This is a genomic window from Wocania ichthyoenteri Th78 (assembly GCF_000789235.1).
Classification (GTDB): Bacteria; Bacteroidota; Bacteroidia; order Flavobacteriales; family Flavobacteriaceae; genus Wocania_A; species Wocania_A ichthyoenteri.
The window spans coordinates 2,754,941-2,774,210 of the sequence record NZ_KN525716.1 but is presented as its reverse complement, the minus strand read 5'-3'; the positions used below and the strand labels follow the sequence as shown (position 1 = coordinate 2,774,210).

Below are 19,270 nucleotides of genomic sequence, written 5' to 3'. Positions count from 1 at the left end.
ATTATTTCATCATTTTATGTTCATCCATATCCATTCCCATATGCATATTTCCATCTTCATCAGTATGAGATTTCATAAAAATATATTGAGAAAGAAAAATGAGAACAATTCCAATTGCTGACACTATAAGTACAAAAGGATCATTTAGATATTTCATATAAATAAATGCACCCAAAATAATTACATCCATTAGTATGGCAATAATTGGAATAATTGGATTGAATTTTACTTCTTTTTTCAGACGTCTAAAAAGACCCCAATGAATAGCTATATCCATTATTAAATAAAAAATAGCACCAATGGAAGCTATTCGAGTTAAGTCGAACAAAATAGTTAAGAGAATTGCCAAAGAAACTGTAAAAATCAAAGAAGGGTTTTTAAGTTTTTTGATGCGATTTAGATTAGGAACTTGTTTCATATTACCTAACATTCCTAACATTCTTGAAGCAGAATATACGCTGGCTATTACACCAGAAACAGTTGCTATAATGGCAAGAAAAATAGTCAATATAGAACCCCATTCTCCAAATACTGGCTTTGCTGCAGCAGCTAAAGCATAATCTTTAGCTATAATAATTTCTTCAATAGTTAACGCTCCTGAAACTGATAATGCCAAAATAACATAGATAATTGTGCAAACAACAATTGAAATAATAATGGAACGTCCTACATTTTTATGAGGGTTTTTTATATCTCCTCCTTGATTAGTTATTGTTGTAAACCCTTTATATGCTAGAATTGCCAAAGCTAATGCAGCTATAAAACCAAAACCATCTGGTAAAGTTTGACTATTAGTAGTAATAAAGTTTCCTGTGATAGTTGGCAAACCTGAAATTACCAAACCTGAAATTGCTAATAAAGCGATACCTATAACTTTTATAATAGCTGTTAAAGTTGCTGTTGCTTCAATAATTTTGTTTCCAGATATGTTTATAATATATGCCAGCACTATAAGAAACACACCTAATACAGAAGCATATCCAGCATATTCTTTTGGAAAAAGGCGTAAGGTATAAGCACCAAAAGTACCAGCCACTAAACTTTCAGCAACTACCATTGACACGTACATTAGTAAAGAATAAGAACCTGCTAGTGTACCAGGACCATATGCTTTTGTTAGGAATTTTGCAACACCACCAGAAGAAGGGTACGTATTTGAAAACTTTACATAAGAATAAGAACTAAAGCCAACTACTAAAGCACCTGCAATAAATGCAATAGGAAATAAATCGCCAACTAATTCAGCAATTTGGCCCATTAGCACAAAAATTCCTGCACCAATCATTACACCAGTACCTAATGATATTGAGCCTAATAATGAGAGTTTTTGATTATTTATTTTTGATATTTTCATAAAGTAGTTTTTTAATTTAATTACTGAAAGCTATGTGATAAGTATGTTTCATTTTGATGCTTTTTTGTGCATTCCTGTTGTTAAATCATATTTTCCATTTGAAAGCGGTGTGATTTCAAAATAAAAAGCTGTTGGTGCTTTGTAATTTCCGTAAGTACGAATGCCTTGCATATCGCATTGCATATTGTACAATCGTAATTTTCCGTTACTTTCTGCAACTGTATAAAAATCCTTGGAAAACCATTTTAAAGTTGAGGATATTTCAGTAGGAATATCATTCAACAAATGATTGTTAATTGGGAACTCCGTAAATAGTATTAGATTTGGCGAAAGGTTATTGTACCTACCAATAAATAAACTATTATTAGTTTTAGCAACGCCATACCAACTGATACTCCCAATTTTAACTGGAACGGTTAGTAGTGAATTATATTCAATTCCTTGTGAAGTTAGTACTTCATCAAACTTTTGATTTACATAAGATTTAATTCCTAAAGTTAATATTAAATACAAAGAGCTAATAGCTATTCCAATCTTACTATATAAACTTCTTGAGTCTTTATTTCTGAAGTATGTAAGGCTTAAAATTAAACCTAATAATAAAGGCAAAGTGTAAAAAGGGTCAACTATATTAATACTATCGAAGCTTACTCGATAATTGGAAAAAGGCAACAATAGCTGAGTGCCATAGGTTGTAAATGCATCTAATAGCATATGTGTAAATAGAGCAAGCCAACAAAAAATTAAAAGTCTTACATAAGAAATTTGCTTTGTCCACTTTAGTTTTGTTAATATAAAAGCTATTAAAATTGAGCCTATTAAACTAAACAAAATGGAATGACTGAAACCTCTATGAATACTTATTCGTTCTAGTGATGAATAAAATGGAATCAAAACAACATCGAGATCTGGAATAGTAGCGATAATAGCACCAATTACTGCGCCTTTGTATCCTATTTTTCGACCAAGAATTACTTCGCCAATTGCTGCTCCTAATGCTGCTTGTGTTAAACTATCCATATTATTTTATACTATTTAATTAGGCTATCTATCCAAACTATGATTTCATTTCTATCATTTTCAGAAAATTTTGCATCACTATGAATTTTAGTGTACGAGGAAAGTGGCATTTCATTACTTTCAATTTGTTTAATTATTGACCGAATTTTGCTTGATTTTCTTCGGTTTGATAAAGAATCCCATGCACTAAAATTAAGTTCAGCCTTACCTTGCTTGATATGATCTTCTAAAAACCAAGCAACGGGTTGTATTTTGTTATACCAAGGATAATTTGTGTTGTTGCTATGGCAGTCATAACAAGACACTTGTAACTTGCTTTTTATGTTATTTGGAACTTTGTTAACTAACATAAAATCGGTTACTGGAACAATATCGCTTTGGTTGCGTTCTGTGGGAATAAATTGTATTCCCACAAAAGCAACTAATAAAACCAACACTATTTTTTTTACAATTTTCATTTAGTTAATCTCTTTCTGTACTTTACCACATTTTAGCATTCTACTTCCGTAATACGGGTTACGCACTTCTTCGCTTTTACTTAACCAAGCACTACCTTTATCGTACATTGGGCAAAACTGCTCGTATAAAGTATTTGCTGTTCCTGTAATGACGACCAAATCTGTTACATCTTTACTTAAAATTTTAAAATGTTCGCGTTGATGTGCTATTGGACTTTCTGAAATATGTTCTGCGTGTTCTACTGCATCTTCAATAATCTCTTTTAATTCTGTTTGTTGCTCCTCTGTATATTTAGAAATAGCTAAAATTTCTAAACTTTTTTTCATTACTGCGCCAAACTCTTTTGCTTTTGCTTCATCATCAGAAACTAAAGCATCTTTTAGATTAAAATAATCTTTAAGTATCATTTCGGCATTCCCGTCTTGATTGCTATTCATTGCCATTTCTTTTTTATCACTATCGTGATGACCATCGCTATTGTCGTGATTCATTTCTGTATTATGACCTTCATCGTAGTTATGTTCTTTTTTTGCGTCTTTGCAAGACATTGCTGTTAATGTTAAAAATGCCATTGCTAAAATTCCAGTTGTTACTTTTAAGTTTTTCATTGTTTTGTTATTTATGTTAATTGTTTAAAATCTTACCAAAAGTCCGCCACCCCAACCATATCGGTTGTTATAGTTTCCTTGTATTGAAAAATTTCGTGATAAAATATAAGAGGCTCCAACCAACCATTGGGTTTCGCCTTCGTATGAATTATTATTCTCCAAATTATTGACCCAACCAAAGTCAGCTCTATATTCATATTCGCCTTCTATAAAAAATCTTGGAAAAAGTAGAAGCTCTCTATCTAAGCGAATTCTAGGACGCAGTTGATGGTCCATGCTAACATCTACATTAAATCTATATGGTGTGAAATATTTAACGCCAACTAATCCTACGGTATTAAACGTGTCATAAGAATCTGGTGTTGATGTTTCGGTGTTTATACCTGCATAAACACGTACCCAATCATTTAAGTATCGGTTATAATTTACTTCTGCTTCAAGATTTTTATTATAATCCAATTCGGTTCTTAAACTAAATTCATTTCTAATATTACTGGACATAAGGTTTAATTCTGTGAAATTTGAACCTGCACGAGCCCTTCCCCAAGAATAATAATGGTCAGTTTCATTGATGAGTTTTTGAACTGGATATGCTTCCATTCTTTGATCTCTCGGTGTGTCATAACTAAATACCCTTGCCATACCACCCATCATATGATATAATACGTGACAATGAAAAAACCAATCGCCATATTCTTCGTTATAAAATTCAATAACTACTTTTTGCATTGGTGGCACGTTAACTGTATGTTTTAATGGCGAGCGTTCTCCGTTTTCATTAATAACCCTGAAATAGTGACCGTGAAGATGCATTGGGTGGTGCATCATTGTTAAGTTATTTAAGGTTATTCTTGTAACCTCTCCACTTTTAATTTTAATTTTATCGGTTTCGGATAATGGCACACCATTTATACTCCAGACATAGCGTTGCATATTACCAGTTAGATTGAGTAAAATGTCAGTTACGGGTATATCTTCCTTATAAGTAGTATTTTCTTTTGCCTTTAAAAAGTCATAGTTGAAATATGTTTTACGTGCATCATAATCAAACGAAGTGCTATCTTTTTGCATCATAGACATGTCATGTTTCATAGGCATTGAGTCTTTTTTCATTTCCATCTTATACTTATCATTCATCTTCATATCCATTTGGTCATTCATCTTACCATCTTTCATCGACATCTTATTGTTCATCTCCATTTTCATGTTGCCGTCTTTCATATCCATCTTCATTCCATACTTTTCCATTAAAGCTTTAGGTGTGTTTTTCTTTTGATTACCTGCCATTGCAGGTGCTCCCATTTTCATATCCATTTTTGCCATTTGCTTCATCATTGCTACTTTGTCTGGTCTATCTATTACAGTTGCAGGAAAAAGTTTTCCAGTACCCAAACGAATTGATGTGTAGCCCGACCCATCTTGTGCGGTTGCAGTTACCTCTAATGTACCGTTTGGTATCGTAACTATGACATCATAGGTTTCTGCTATACCAAAGAGAAACCTACTTTTATTGACTGGTGTGACATCGACACCATCACTTGAAACGACTGTAGCATTACCTGCTCCAAAATCTATCCAGTAATAAGTAGAGGCAGAGGCGTTGATAAACCGAAGTCTTACTTTTTCTCCAGGTTTAAACTTTGGATATTCTGCAAGTTTTTTACCATTAGAAAGAAATGCAGGGTAATAAATATCTGCAATATCTGCGCCTTCCATTCTATCGCGCCAAAACTTAAATTGCGCACCTAATGCACCTTCTTTTATAACTCTGCTTAATGGAACTGCTGTACCTTTTTTAACTTGATACCACTCGTTTCCTCTTTTAAGGTTACGCAATACGTTCATTGGTTTTTCATTTGTCCAATCAGAAAGTACTACGACTAAATCTGTGTCATATTCAAATGTTTTCTCTTTAGGCTGAATAACTATTGAACCGTAAACTCCTTTCTGCTCTTGTAACATAGTATGTGAGTGATACCAATACGTACCAGATTGGTTGATAGGAATTCTATATTGAAATGTTGTATTTGGTTTTATTGGTGGCGTGGTTAAATATGGTACACCATCATAAAAATTAGGAAGTATTAACCCGTGCCAATGCACAGAGGTTTCTTCATCCATTTTATTGGTAACATTAATTATGGCAAGGTCGCCTTCATTAAATTCTAATGTAGGACCAGGCACACTCCCGTTTATTGTCATACCATTGGCTGTAACTCCTGCGAGCGTTAATTCATTTTCTTCTATAGTGAGGTTATATTCTTTTATGTTTCTTCCTTCTTCTTTTCTGTCATTTCCATTTGTCCCGACTTGGGCAAATACAGTTGACGTTAAGAATAAGAATATAATTATGTTAACTGTTTTCATTGTTTACTGAATTAAATAATTAATAATTGTGGTTTGCACATAGTAGGTTTTAACAGACTCAATTTGATTCATTTGAAACTTCAATTGCAATTCTTGTATGTCCAAAACGTCATTAAAATCAATCGTTCCTGTTTCGTAATTTTTAATAAGAATCTCTTCAGCATCTTTAGCTTGCTTTAAGTTCTTCGTTTGGGTTGCATAACTTATTCTTGCTGAAACCTTATCGTTTACTGCTTTATCTAATAGTGTTTCTAAAGTATTTGTGCGCTCTTGTTTTTGTGCCAAAATCTCTTGCTGTTGCAACTCATTTTGTTTGGTTTGGGATTTGTACTTATTATTGAATACAGGGATAGATAGGGATACCATTGGCATGATTATATCTTTTCCATTGTCACTAAAATCCATGTTAGGACGTTTATCAACATTGATATAATCTAATCCGAAACCAATCATAGGACTGCTTTCTTTTTGGTTTAATAATTCGGATTGCTCTACCGACTGATAGAGTTTATCGAATTTCAGTAATTCAGGATGTAGAGCCAAATTTTCAGAAGTTATTTCAAAATCTTCTGAAGGAATTATTAACTCGTTAACAACAGAAACTTCTAAATCTTTATCACGATTTAAAAGCTTATTCAAAGTAGTTTGCTCCGCTAAAAATTGTTGACTTAAAACATCTAATAATTGTTGCATTTCATTTTGACGCATTTGTAATCGTAAAACATCTACAGCTGAAGCTTTGCCTACTTCAACCGATGTTAAAGCCAATGTTTCATAAGTTTCAAGTAGTTTAATATTCTCGCTTAAAACCTCTTGTTTTGCTTTATTAGCGTAAAGATTATAATAGGATTGCGACACCGAAACCATCAATTTTCTTTTAGCAATAACAATGTCTTCATATTTAGCATCTGCCAAAGCACTCACATAGTTTTCTCTTGCAGTTATATTCCCAAACCAAGGCAACATTTGTTTAGCTGATACTTTGAAGCGTTGCGCTCCTGTACGTGTTTCTGGTTCGCTTACGAAGTAACCCACACCAAATTCGGTATTAGGTAATGTATTTACTTCATTCACTTTTTCGGAAGCAATGCTATACTGTAATTCAAATTTTTGAATTTCAGGATTGTTATTTAATGCTTCATCAATAAGTGTTTCTAATTCTTGTGCATTAGAAACATTAAAAGCTAATAAACCTATGAGTGTATAAATTATTCTTTTCATTTGTTTGCTCTTTTCAATTTAAACTCTTCTCTCCAGCTGTATAAAACTGGTACAATAAAGTAAGAGGTAATGTCTATAACCATTCCGCCAAATATTGGAATTGCCATAGGTATCATAATATCACTTCCTTTTCCTGTGGATGTCAGTACTGGTAACAGCGCCAAAATGGTAGTTACAGTAGTCATTAAACACGGACGAATACGTTTTTCTGCTGCTTGTAAAGCGGAAGTTCTAATGCTCTTTTTATCGGCAGGTTTTTCACGCTCAAAAGTTTGTGTGAGGTATGTTGCCATAACAACTCCATCATCTGTAGCAATACCAAATAATGCTATGAAACCTACCCAAACCGCTACACTTAAATTGATGGTTTTCATATTGAAAAGGTCTCGCATATTCTCTCCAAACAAACTGAAATTGAAAAACCAATCTTGACCGTACAGCCATAGCATAATAAAACCACCTGCAAATGCAACTGTTATTCCTGTAAACACCATTAGTGATGTAGTAACAGATTTAAACTGGAAATACAAAATCAAGAAAATAATGGCAAGCGCTAATGGAACGACAACTGAAAGGGTCTTTTCTGCTCGTAACTGATTTTCATAAGTTCCTGTAAATTTATAGCTGATACCCTTTGGAACAATTAATTCTCCTGAATCTATTTTCTGCTGAAACAAAGCTTGCGCATTTTCAACAACATCAACTTCTGCAAACCCATCTAATTTATCAAACAACACATAGCCAACTAAAAAGGTATCTTCACTTTTAATGACTTGCGGACCTTGCTCATATCGAATAGTCGCCAACTCACTTAAAGGAACAGGGCTGCCTTTTTCAACAGGAATATAAATTCCTTTTATATCTTCTGGATTACCACGCAGTTCTCTAGGATATCGTACTCTAACAGCATAGCGTTCTCTTCCTTCAACCGTTTGCGTTATAGCCATACCACCAATTGCTACTTTTAGCACACTTTGTACATCTTCTATAGACACACCATAACGTGCTATTTTTTCTCTATCAATATCAATAAGCAAATAAGGTTTCCCTACAATTCTATCTGCAAAAACAGCTTGCTCTTTTACACCTTCAGCTTGTTTTAAAAGACTTTCTAATTGTAACCCAAACGCTTCAATTTGTTTTAAATCTTGTCCTTTTACCTTTATCCCCATAGGTGCACGCATTCCTGTTTGAAGCATTACCAATCTGGTTTCTATCGGTTGTAATTTTGGTGCAGAAGTAACGCCAGGTAATTTGGTAACTCTAACGATTTCATTCCAAATATCATCAGGACTATTAATTTCTGGTCGCCAATTACGATAGAATTCGCCATCATCATCTTCGATAAGTTGAGTATGTTCAACGTTTGTAAAAACAACATTTTCCGAATTATTAGGGTTGGCGATAAATGTCCCTTCTTTCAACTCAAAAGCACCATCGTCGTTTACCTTGTAACGTTGTATTTTCCCTTTTGAATTACGCATATATTCAGATTTATACTGAATCATGTTTTCGTACATAGATAAAGGCGCAGGATCTAATGCAGATTCTGTTCTACCAGATTTTCCTACTACGGTTTCAATTTCTGGAATGGTGGCTACTGCCATATCTAATTGCTGAAGCACACGTTTATTTTCCTCAACACCTGAATGTGGTAATGAAGTTGGCATTAATAGAAAAGAGCCTTCGTTTAAAGATGGCATAAATTCTTTTCCTGTATTATTCATTATCCATCCTCCAGAAACAAGTACAGTTGCTGGAATAATTAAAAACAATAACTTGTTTGCTAAAGCCCAATTTAAAATTTGTCCATAATACCTTCTAAAAATTGAAAATATTCCTAAAATTCCGAAGCAAATAATAGCCACAAAAATTAAGTTTATTAGAATACTTCTGTCAAAGCCTAATGGTCGCCAATATTCCGCAAGTAAAAATATAATGGCAGTACATGAAATAATAATATTTACAAGATTGCTATTTTTCTTATTTAGTTTACCCAAAACCCCAAGTAAACCTGTAATACCAAAAGCAATTAAAATAATCCCTAACCAATATCCAGTAACCATAATTGCGATTCCAGCAATTATTAAAGCACCATTTATGATATGCTTAAATGAACTTTTAAGTGATGTTTTTCTGAATAAATAAGCTGCGAATGGTGGAATTAGAAACAAAGCAATAACCAAAGATGCTGATAATGCCATCGTTTTGGTAAATGCTAAAGGTCTAAACAATTTTCCTTCTGCACCAATCATTGTAAATACAGGCACAAAGCTGATAATTGTAGTTAATACCGCTGTTAAGATTGCTCCTGAAACTTCGGCAGTCGCATTATAAACTACTTCATTTGTAGTTAACGCTGTACCATCTTCTCGTAACCGTAATTTTTCATCATCGAGATGGCGAATCATATTCTCTGCTAGAATGACGCCTACATCTACCATAGTTCCAATAGCAATAGCAATACCAGAAAGTGCTACAATATTGGCATCCACGTTAAACAGTTTCATGGTAACAAATACCATTAATACTGCAACAGGCAACAATCCAGAAATTAAAATAGAAGCTCTTAAATTGAAAACCATAACAATAATAACCAAAATGGTAATTAATATTTCTAGTGTTAATGCTTCATTAAGTGTATCTAATGTTTCTTGAATAAGTTCGGTACGATCATAGAAAGGAACGACTGTTAATTGTGATGTTCGTCCATCAGCCAATACTTTTGTTGGTAATCCACCTTTCAGTTCCTCAATTTGAGCTTTTACATTGTTAATGACTTCCATTGGATTAGCACCATAACGCGCCACTACAACACCACCAACAACTTCTGCACCTTCTTTATCCAATAAACCTCTTCGTGTTGCTGGACCTAATGATACTTTAGCAATGTCTTTAATCTTAATTGAAGTAAAATCCTCTGAAGTAACTACAGCATTTTCAATATCTTCAACAGATTTCACATAACCCAAACCACGCACTAAATATTCAGCTTGATTGATTTCTAAAGTCTGCGCACCAATATCTTGATTACTACTTTTAACTGCTTTTACGATCTGGTTTAAACCAATGTTATATTGACGCATCAACTCTGGATTGACATCAACTTGATACTCCTGAACATAACCACCAATGGAAGCTACTTCAGAAACACCGCTTGCAGTAGATAAAGCATATTTTACATAGTAATCTTGAATGCTACGCAGTTCGTGTAAATCCCAACCACCAGTAACATTTCCGTTTTCATCCCGACCTTCAAGAGTGTACCAAAATATTTGTCCTAAACCTGTGGCATCAGGTCCCAATGCAGGATTAACACCTTCTGGTAATAATCCACTTGGCAATGAATTGAGTTTTTCGAGGATTCGACTACGACTCCAATAGAATTCAATATCTTCTTCAAAAATGATATAGATACTTGAAAATCCAAACATAGAAGAACTACGAATGGTTTTTACTCCAGGAATACCAAGTAAGGATGTGGTTAATGGATATGTGATTTGGTCTTCTATATCTTGTGGCGAACGACCATCCCATTTTGTAAATACTATTTGTTGATTTTCGCCAATATCTGGAATGGCATCTACTGCAACAGGATTACTAGGTAAAAATCCTGTATCCCAATTAAAAGGTGCGTTTACAGTTCCCCATCCAACAAAAAGGACGAGTAGCAGAACTGCTACGAGTTTATTTTCTATTAAAAATTTGATGCTTTTATTTAGCATTAGCTTTGATTATTAAACAGTTAGACATTGGCGTTAGGAAAACACCGAATACAACAAATTATCCTTATGACATAATAAAGTCATAGGATAAAACAGTCTATTGTTTAAAAATCAAATTAAATAGGTCTCGTCAATCTTGAAGATTTGCCTTATGACGAGTGGTGGTTCGTATTCTTCAAAAGAAGATACATTATTATCTAAACCTTCAAAAAGGTTAATATAAGTGTAAACAAATGAAGCGATGAATACCTGTTGCTCTAAAGAAATTTTGTCAACTTGCAGTTGTAGTTCGTCTTGCCCATCAACTACCAATTGTTCATCATTACAACAATTCTTTTTTGTAATAGAACAACCTTCAGTTGAAGGATTATCCATTTCCATTCCACATCCTTCCGCTTTATGGAACATAGCAGTTTCTACCAAAGTATCTCCACAATAATGCATACTAAGCGTAAATGACATTGTAGAGAATAACACTACAAAAGCCATTGTCAAAGACATTATTTGATGGAAAACTTGTTTCATACTAATTGCAAAGTTACGAAATTTTAACAACACCATGTTTTGTTTAACAGAAGTTTAGAGTTTACGCGTTATTACCATTTTCCCATTTTAGAAAGTACTTTTTTATATTTCAACATTTGTATATCATCTTTACAAAATGGATGCTCTAAAAGTTCCTTAAGTTTACCTATAAACTCTTTTGAAACAAACCCTTTTTTCTTTAGGATATCAAATAAAACAAGAGCTTGTTCTGCTCTGTATTTAGCTTTTTTTAAAAATTCCTCTCCATTTTCTGGATTTTCATAATGGTTTTGAATATCAAAATGTTTATCAATATCTCCTTTGTATGCTACTAATAAGTTTTCAGCATTTTGTTGTGTTACTCCATTTGTAGTAAACACATAGTCTCTGTCTTGAGTAAGTCTATTAATTCTTGTTTGACCATCTGCATAGTCATTAGGATGTATCTCTAAATAATATGAACGATCCAAGGGTAATGTAATAACTGCTTTAGGGTCATATAAACCTTGAAATTTATTTGTTTCAAAATGTCTAATTGAAACGGGATTATCAGACGTAATTATTGGTGCATCGGTGTCATTAATTTTAATCACATTTATTGTACAATCGTATTTGAACTTTACAAAATTCCCCCATTGTTCTAAATGATTTACTAAAAAAGCTGTTCTTGCACGTTCATTGTATTCTTTTTTAACTACTTCAATATCATCTATATGAAATTCCATTTTTTCTCCATACAAATTCATTTTAATAATACCTTCTTTATTTACTGTATGTGAAGCAGTATCAAATATTTGGTTATTAAAACTTTTTTGATGATTTAAAATCCGTGGTGTGCGGAAATATAATGATAGACATACATAAAGTATTTGGATTTTTTGCTCTTGCGTAACCGTCAGCAGTTTTTCGTCAATAAGTAACTTATATACTTTTGGAAACTCACTATCAACATTCTCAGCATAGTGTTTTTCTAAGGCATATTTTATTTCATCTGATTCAGCTGGTATTGTATAAATATTCTTTTCAAAACAAATATCTTTAGTGCTAATTTGCTCTAATAGCATATCATTATCCATTTTGTAAACATCCACAAAGTGATTTCTTTTTCTTCCTTCAACTGCAAAGTTCTTTAAATATGAACGTGGTATATAATGTTGTTTTATTGGATTTGACATTATTCTATTATTTTGTTGAGACTTCTTGCTTCATAAAAACACGCCAAGTTAAAGGAAAAGGCTGGCTTTTATAATGCCTGCTTGCAACGTGTGCTACAATATCGAAACTGTGCTTAAAAATTTTAAAATTCTTTTCTAATCCAAAAAGTTCAATCTCTTCAAAAACTTCTTTTTTAAATTCTTCAACATTTTCATAGAGCGTTACCGAATGCTTTGTTGTTCCTTCCCCATGACTATAATCCTGAATACATATTTTATTTTCCATTTCTTTAAGCGGAAACCAAATCTGTAAATTTAAGTCTGTAAAAAGTTCCGTAGAAATCTTCCTTACGAACTTGTATAAATCTTCATCATTAAATACTAAAGCATATTCAGCTAAAATAGGAATTATCATAGATGATTGGACTTCACATTCTTCTTCGCCATTGTGAATATCTACCAGCTTTTCATAACTTTTTCTAAACAACGGAAAAAACTTATTAAGCTTATAATTATTGTTAAAACCTAAAGTCATTTCAGAAATCCATTTTTTGGCTGGGTCGAAGTTTCTAGTAAAATTCATTAGATTAAGTGCTAATGCAATTTCAATACTATGGACATCGTATTCTGGATATTTTGAAGGTGGATTGTTCTGAATAAACAGACATAATCCATTACTAATTGAAAGTGCGCTTTGGTAATAGGTTTGTACTTGTTCTTCATTTCCTTCTCGATAATGGATTCTAAACTCTTGTATTTCCGTTAATCCTATTGTTGATATAATTCCTATTTCTTCCCAAACATTAAGACTGTACTCTAGGCTATTTCTGCTGTATTTGTATATACTGTGTTCTGTTTTATAATGTTCAGCAACTTTATTAAAGTAAAAGACACCTATGTTTCTTTTTAAAGAGTGGATTTTGTAAAATTCCTGTCTCACAAAGTTTTTATCTAAATGATTACCTTCTTGGATAAAATGCCAGCTGAGTAACAAGCATCGTTCACTTGCATAAATTGAAGGTTTTAAATTGTTATTGTCTTGAGACCATTTGTATATAATGTTCAAGCATAATCGTACCAGTCTTAACTTTTTTAGGATTTGTCTTTTTTGCTTGGGCTGTTTATCTAAAACTTTTTGAATCAGCGTATAGAAATGTGATAAATCATAATCTGGTAAATCTAAAAATGCTAAAGACTTTCTTAATAATGATTGATATTCCTGTGGAAATAGTTTTTCGCTAACAAGATAGTCGTCAAGCATTGCAGTTATTTCGCCTGTTCCCCAAAAATCGTATTCAACAGCATCTGAAGTATTCTGGTCGATATATTGTGTCCAATCAACTAAAACATTTTGATTTATTACACCATTAGTACAAACTATTATTTTTTTAGGAAGTTTTTTTAAACGATTTGTAAGTGATGTTGGAATAAACGTGTCTTTAATTTGATTAAGAGTCGAGCGTATGGCGTTGACATCGCCATCCCAAGTGGTTCTTGTTAGATTACCTTGTTTTACTGCGAATAAAAACACTTTTTTAATTCCATCTTCTGGATCTATACCAACAGCTGAAATATCTACACCAAACTGACGACCTTTCATTGGCTTTGAGATAGTTGTAAATTTCATTCCAACTAGCAAATCAGTCAGCAATGTATCAAGTTCTTTATCCTCTTTTAAAAGGTTAATATATTCACTCAGTAAAAATCTCATTGTCTTCTTTTAAAATTTTGCCACAGTAACCGTTCTGTTGCTTGACCTATAGGGTCAATAAATTCGCCTCTTGGCATTTCGCCACTATGTGAAATAAGTGCTGGTGTCATCTTTTCGGTATATTTACCGCTGTACTTTGAAAATGTAGATTTTCCTGTTCTGTAATTGATATTTGTAACCATACTTAGGAATGATGAGCTTTCTGACTCACTCTCTTTGTAAGATTTATTAAATTTTCTATTTTGAATTTTATTATAATATATCATTCTTTGCTCTGAAGGCGCAAACTCTTTTAAGTTTTCTAAATCTGAATAAGCCTTGTATTTATCTTCTCCTTCTTCAACAATATCTTTTATTATTTTTTTAAGTTTCCTGTTGGCAGTCTTCTTTTTTAAATTTAAAAACTCAATAGTTGAATAATAATTAAAAATTAAGTGGTTAATAAATAAATCAGCTAAGAAAACTACCACCTCTTTATTATCTCCTTTTTGTTCGAGTATCGAATATATCAAAGATAAAGAGGTGTCTTTATCATAAACATAGGCAAGTATTTTGTACGTGATATATTCGATATCGTAATCGGAATAGTCCTCTATTAAAACTTCTGAAACGGTCAATCCTGACAAATCTCTCATATATCTGGCACTATTCATTTCAAAAATGGCAATATGAAAATTAGGATTGTCTTTATTTAACCAATTTGTGTATAGCTTTTGGAAATCTGAATAAAAGTCATCACAAAGTGTATTCAGCAAACGACTGAAGTATTCTATTTTTCTTGCATTTTCAGGACTTATATCTACCCAATCTGTAATAAAATCAATTACCAAACCTAAATTGGTTTTAGCTACATTTTCTAATCGATATGTTAAGTGATTATATGCACCTGCATGTTCTAGATCAATATGAAGTAATAACGGAAGATATTTTTCGAATAGTTTCATTTCCTTTTCTAAATCTAGATTATGATCTAAAAAGTAAATGAGTTCTAATTGAATGCCGATGGTTTTTACGCTAGACAGTTTATCTATAATAGCATCAGCATTTTTTAATCCATTTCTTTTAATTCTAACAGCAAAGAAAATTGATGGCCACGACTCGGCTAATACTTCAGTATTTGCAATATCATTAAATTGTTTCTCAATCCAACTGATAAAGGTTTTTGGTGTTGCTTTTTTTAACAAATCTATCTTGGCTATAGATTGTATGCCAATTCTGCTTAAACTTATCTCAGCATTGCTAATTAAGCTTTTGATTTTAGTAATTGCAAACTTTTGGTCCGATTTATATAAGCCAGAGATAATATCTGTTAGAGAATCATACAAATATGGATTCTGAGCTTCCAAAATCTTAGAATAAATTTCCTTACCAAAAGAGGCGTTACTTTTTGATTCGTTCTCTAAGGCTATTCTAAGATCTCTATGAGCGTAATTATTTTCTAACTTTTTTAATAAAGCCGGTAATGCTTCAATAAATAGTCTTCTATCAACTTTACTAATGTCTCCACAAAAGTCTTTGTATTCCTTCCACCAATTATCTGGCTCTTTGTTATTTAATAAGTCTTGAAGGAATTGCAAATGAAAAAGAATTAAATTTTTGACTAAAGTTAAAAAAGTATAGAAGCGAATTAGAAAAATTGTAAGGTATTTTTAATATTAATTCTCAATTCTTCAATTTTCATAAAAAAATATAGTTTAAATTTTATTTCACATACTAAATGAAATCAAATTAAACCAAATACTATTTAGCAGAAGATAAACAGCTAAATTCTGTACTTATTCTGTACTGTGTGAAATAAAAAAGCCTTTCAATTTCTTGAAAGGCTTGGTTTTACTAGTAGCGGGAACTGGACTCGAACCAGTGACCTTCGGGTTATGAGCCCGACGAGCTACCTACTGCTCTATCCCGCGATATAATCTTGAAATAATTTACTTAGCTTTTAACTTTCGGTTCATAATGCCGACCAAATCATTTCGGACTGCAAATATACAACCCTTTTTAACTTTAACAAACATAAAAAACAAAAAATTATTACTCGATGCTATCTGCCTGAAAATCTATTAATTCTGAATTTAAAAATTGAACAGAAACTTGAATGGGGTTGCAACACACTTCACAATCTTCAATATAAGTTTGTTTTGAAACCGAATTATCTAATAACATAGAAATATTCTCCCAACAATATGGACATGTAAAATAATGCTCTTTCATTTAAAATAGAAACTAAAAAAAGTAGATAACAAATTATTGTTATCTACTTTACTAATTTATGAAACTAACTTTACTCTAACTAATCTTTTTCTATATCCATTGTAGCTGTTGCATTTTGCAATTCTAAATGCATTAAACTAGGTGGGTTTTTTCCAGAAACACTAATATATTCTTGATTCAAATTATTATCACTTACCATAAATGTATTTAACTTAGTTAAGTTCATAAACTCCATTGGTAAGGTTCCTGTAAATTTATTACTAGATAACAGTAACTCTTGTAATTGTGTTAATTGTGCAATCTCAACAGGTATTTCTCCATCCATTTTATTATCCATTACACTTAGCTTTTCTAATTTAGATAAAGCATAAATTTGATTTGGAATTGTTCCTGTTAAAAAGTTACTTCCTAATAAAAGCTCTTTCAAATTTGTTAAATTCATTAAAGACATTGGTATATTACCAGTAAGCTTATTACTATATAATTTTAATGATTCTAATTTTTGTAAACTACCAAGTTCAGATGGTATTTCGCCTTCAAAACTATTCATAAATAGTTCTAAAGAAGTCAACGCTTTTAAATTTGCTAATTCTGTTGGAATCTTTCCAGCTAGCTTATTAAAACCAAAGTTTAATTTTCTTAACGAAGTTAAATTTCCAATTTCTTTTGGTAAATTTCCTTGCAGATTATTAAAAGGCAAATTAAGCTCTACAATTTTGCTGTCTTCAATAGTAACACCGTACCAAGAATCAACAGATGCATTTAGGTCCCATGTAGAGTTCCATTCACTTCCGTTTGTTGAATTGTATATAGCTATTAGTGCTTCTTTTTCGTTTGAGGAAACATTAGCAAAAGTATATGCTGACACTAAAAAGCATACAACTATAAGTTTTAAAGTCTTCATCTTGAATAAATTTGGGATTAATTCTCTTACGAAAGTAGACTATAACTAGACTAAAAACTATTTTATTCGATGAAATACACTAAATTTTAACATACTTAATCGACAAACTGCTCGATTTCAAGCTGAATGTTCTCCCATTTTTGCATAAAATCTTGTAAATCGGATTTCTTTTTTTGATAATTTTCAAAGAAATTGGGTTGAGATGTTACTTCCTCATAATTAATTTCGAGTGATACATCAATCGCTTTAATCTCCCGTTCTAATTGATTAATTTTAGACTCAACATTGCTTAATTTATTATTTAAAGATTTTATCTTTTTCTGATCGTCGTAAGATTGTTGCTTTTTTACTTTAGGAGTTTCTTTTACAATAGTTCGTTTTTCAACTTCACGTAAACTTTCAACTTTACGTTGGTCTAAATAATAATCAATATCACCTAAATATTCTCTTATTTTATGATCTTTAAATTCATAAACATTATTGGTTAACCCTTGTAAAAAATCACGATCGTGCGATACTAGAATTAAAGTCCCTTCAAATCGCTTTAAGGCTTCTTTTAAAACATTTTTAGATTTTATATCTAAGTGATTTGTGGGCTCATCCATGATTAAAACATTAAATGGTTGTAGCATTAATTTAGCCAGTGCTAAACGATTACGCTCTCCTCCAGATAAAACACGAACATATTTATCAACTTCTTCGCCTCTAAATAAAAATGAGCCTAAAATGTCTCGCACTTTACTCCTATTAGTTTCGTTTGCAGCATCAATCATCGTATCGTGCACGGTTTTATTTCCGTCTAAATACTCTGCTTGGTTTTGAGCAAAATATCCAATCTGTACATTATGCCCCAACTTTAAATGCCCATTATATTTAATATCGCCAACAATAATTTTTGCAAGTGTCGATTTACCTTGTCCGTTTTGCCCAACAAATGCCGTTTTACTATCACGTTCAATTAGTAAATCAATGTGCTTTAAAACTTGATTATCGCCATAGTTTTTCGAAATATCTTCAGCTTCTACAACTACTTTACCTGGAGTTATAGATACGGGAAAATTAAGCGTCATCACACTATTATCATCTTCATCTACTTCAATTCTATCAATTTTATCAAGCTTCTTTATAAGCGATTGCGCCATGGTCGCTTTTGAGGCTTTTGCTCTAAATTTCTCAATAAGCTTTTCGGTTTGTTCAATTTGTTTTTGCTGATTTTTTTGAGATGCCAATTGTTGCGTTCTTAATTCCTCACGCAAGACTAAATATTTGGTGTACGGTTTCGGGTAATCGTAAATTCTACCCAACGAAATTTCAATAGTTCTATTGGTTACATTATCTAAAAACATTTTATCGTGTGATACAATTACCACTGCTCCTGGATAATTTTTTAAAAATCCTTCAAGCCAAATAATAGATTCTATATCTAAATGGTTTGTTGGTTCATCTAAAAGTAAGATATCATTATTTTGAAGCAATAATTTTGCTAGCTCAATACGCATACGCCAACCGCCAGAAAAGGTATCGGTTAGTTTATTAAAATCTTCGCGCTTAAAACCAAGTCCTTGCAAAATCTTTTCGGTATCGCCTTGGTAGTTGTATCCTCCTAGAATTTCGTATTGGTGTTGAAGCTCGTTTATATCAACCATTAATTGATGGTAACCTTCACTCTCGTAATCGGTACGCTCTACCATTTGGGTATTTACAGCTTCCATTTTAGCCTCTAACTGCTTAATTTCAGTAAACGCTTCGTACGCTTCTTCAAGTACTGTTCGCCCTAATACAAAATCTATATCTTGTTTTAAAAAACCAATTTTAAGTTCTTTATCTGCTGCAATTTGTCCAGAATCTGGCTCCATTTCTTTCGATAAAATTTTTAGCATCGTCGATTTACCTGCGCCATTTTTACCAATAAGACCTATCCTGTCGCCATTACCAAGTTTAAAAGTAATGTCTTCAAACAAGTATTCGCCTTGAAATGAAATCGATAAATTATGAATATTCATCATAGAAA

Annotated in this window: 14 protein-coding genes and 1 tRNA gene; all 15 read right to left on the bottom strand. The window is 32.2% G+C overall.

The window, feature by feature from the left end; translation table 11 throughout:
• Position 1: 1 nt before the first annotated feature.
• The 15 genes from RG22_RS12030 to RG22_RS11960 all read right to left on the bottom strand — a co-directional run bounded on the left by RG22_RS12030 (position 2) and on the right by RG22_RS11960 (position 19,265).
• Positions 2-1,354, bottom strand: a complete 1,353-nt coding sequence (locus RG22_RS12030; RefSeq protein ID WP_034043585.1) for an APC family permease — start codon at positions 1,352-1,354, stop codon at positions 2-4.
• 48 nt (positions 1,355-1,402) lie between these two features.
• Positions 1,403-2,374 carry a metal-dependent hydrolase gene (locus RG22_RS12025; RefSeq protein WP_052143724.1) on the bottom strand — a complete coding sequence of 324 codons (972 nt, stop codon included), beginning with the start codon at positions 2,372-2,374 and terminating at the stop codon, positions 1,403-1,405.
• Between the two features lie 11 nt (positions 2,375-2,385).
• A complete protein-coding gene (locus RG22_RS12020) occupies positions 2,386-2,832 on the bottom strand; it encodes a heme-binding domain-containing protein (RefSeq protein ID WP_034043584.1) in 447 nt (148 codons plus the stop codon).
• Positions 2,833-3,441: a DUF3347 domain-containing protein gene (locus RG22_RS12015; RefSeq protein ID WP_034043581.1), complete on the bottom strand. Its 609-nt coding sequence runs from the start codon at positions 3,439-3,441 to the stop codon at positions 2,833-2,835. It lies immediately after the preceding gene.
• 24 nt (positions 3,442-3,465) lie between these two features.
• Complete coding sequence (locus tag RG22_RS12010; RefSeq protein WP_034043578.1) at positions 3,466-5,808, bottom strand: multicopper oxidase domain-containing protein; 2,343 nt, start codon at positions 5,806-5,808, stop codon at positions 3,466-3,468.
• A gap of 3 nt (positions 5,809-5,811) precedes the next feature.
• On the bottom strand, positions 5,812-7,029 hold the full coding sequence (locus RG22_RS12005; protein WP_034043575.1) for a TolC family protein: 1,218 nt from the start codon (positions 7,027-7,029) through the stop codon (positions 5,812-5,814).
• Positions 7,026-10,754: an efflux RND transporter permease subunit gene (locus RG22_RS12000; protein ID WP_034043572.1), complete on the bottom strand. Its 3,729-nt coding sequence runs from the start codon at positions 10,752-10,754 to the stop codon at positions 7,026-7,028. Before RG22_RS12000 ends, RG22_RS12005 begins: the two co-directional genes overlap by 4 nt.
• 111 nt (positions 10,755-10,865) lie before the next feature.
• Positions 10,866-11,279 (bottom strand): HYC_CC_PP family protein, encoded by a 414-nt coding sequence (locus RG22_RS11995; RefSeq protein WP_034043569.1) that lies wholly within the window; start codon positions 11,277-11,279, stop codon positions 10,866-10,868.
• Between the two features lie 71 nt (positions 11,280-11,350).
• On the bottom strand, positions 11,351-12,454 hold the full coding sequence (locus tag RG22_RS11990; protein WP_034043567.1) for a DUF4238 domain-containing protein: 1,104 nt from the start codon (positions 12,452-12,454) through the stop codon (positions 11,351-11,353).
• A gap of 7 nt (positions 12,455-12,461) precedes the next feature.
• On the bottom strand, positions 12,462-14,144 hold the full coding sequence (locus tag RG22_RS11985) for a hypothetical protein (protein WP_034043564.1): 1,683 nt from the start codon (positions 14,142-14,144) through the stop codon (positions 12,462-12,464).
• Positions 14,141-15,721 carry a hypothetical protein gene (locus RG22_RS11980; RefSeq protein ID WP_034043561.1) on the bottom strand — a complete coding sequence of 527 codons (1,581 nt, stop codon included), beginning with the start codon at positions 15,719-15,721 and terminating at the stop codon, positions 14,141-14,143. The genes RG22_RS11985 and RG22_RS11980 overlap by 4 nt, the downstream gene beginning before the upstream one ends.
• Positions 15,722-15,981: 260 nt before the next feature.
• Positions 15,982-16,054 (bottom strand) — tRNA-Met (locus RG22_RS11975).
• Positions 16,055-16,175: 121 nt separating this feature from the next.
• On the bottom strand, positions 16,176-16,355 hold the full coding sequence (locus RG22_RS11970; RefSeq protein WP_034043558.1) for a CPXCG motif-containing cysteine-rich protein: 180 nt from the start codon (positions 16,353-16,355) through the stop codon (positions 16,176-16,178).
• A gap of 79 nt (positions 16,356-16,434) precedes the next feature.
• Complete coding sequence (locus tag RG22_RS11965; protein WP_034043555.1) at positions 16,435-17,259, bottom strand: Two component regulator three Y domain protein; 825 nt, start codon at positions 17,257-17,259, stop codon at positions 16,435-16,437.
• 95 nt (positions 17,260-17,354) lie between these two features.
• Positions 17,355-19,265, bottom strand: a complete 1,911-nt coding sequence (locus tag RG22_RS11960; protein ID WP_034043552.1) for an ABC-F family ATP-binding cassette domain-containing protein — start codon at positions 19,263-19,265, stop codon at positions 17,355-17,357.
• Positions 19,266-19,270 lie beyond the last annotated feature (5 nt).

Bases quoted from the DNA above. Each gene is read 5' to 3' on its own strand.
- RG22_RS12015 (WP_034043581.1), bottom strand. From the start codon at position 3,441: ATGAAAAACTTAAAAGTAACAACTGGAATTTTAGCAATGGCATTTTTA.
- RG22_RS11995 (WP_034043569.1), bottom strand. From the start codon at position 11,279: ATGAAACAAGTTTTCCATCAAATAATGTCTTTGACAATGGCTTTTGTA.
- RG22_RS12010 (WP_034043578.1), bottom strand. From the start codon at position 5,808: ATGAAAACAGTTAACATAATTATATTCTTATTCTTAACGTCAACTGTA.
- RG22_RS11970 (WP_034043558.1), bottom strand. From the start codon at position 16,355: ATGAAAGAGCATTATTTTACATGTCCATATTGTTGGGAGAATATTTCT.
- RG22_RS11990 (WP_034043567.1), bottom strand. From the start codon at position 12,454: ATGTCAAATCCAATAAAACAACATTATATACCACGTTCATATTTAAAG.
- RG22_RS11985 (WP_034043564.1), bottom strand. From the start codon at position 14,144: ATGAGATTTTTACTGAGTGAATATATTAACCTTTTAAAAGAGGATAAA.
- RG22_RS12000 (WP_034043572.1), bottom strand. From the start codon at position 10,754: ATGCTAAATAAAAGCATCAAATTTTTAATAGAAAATAAACTCGTAGCA.
- RG22_RS11965 (WP_034043555.1), bottom strand. From the start codon at position 17,259: ATGAAGACTTTAAAACTTATAGTTGTATGCTTTTTAGTGTCAGCATAT.
- RG22_RS11960 (WP_034043552.1), bottom strand. From the start codon at position 19,265: ATGATGAATATTCATAATTTATCGATTTCATTTCAAGGCGAATACTTG.
- RG22_RS12020 (WP_034043584.1), bottom strand. From the start codon at position 2,832: ATGAAAATTGTAAAAAAAATAGTGTTGGTTTTATTAGTTGCTTTTGTG.
- RG22_RS12005 (WP_034043575.1), bottom strand. From the start codon at position 7,029: ATGAAAAGAATAATTTATACACTCATAGGTTTATTAGCTTTTAATGTT.
- RG22_RS12025 (WP_052143724.1), bottom strand. From the start codon at position 2,374: ATGGATAGTTTAACACAAGCAGCATTAGGAGCAGCAATTGGCGAAGTA.
- RG22_RS12030 (WP_034043585.1), bottom strand. From the start codon at position 1,354: ATGAAAATATCAAAAATAAATAATCAAAAACTCTCATTATTAGGCTCA.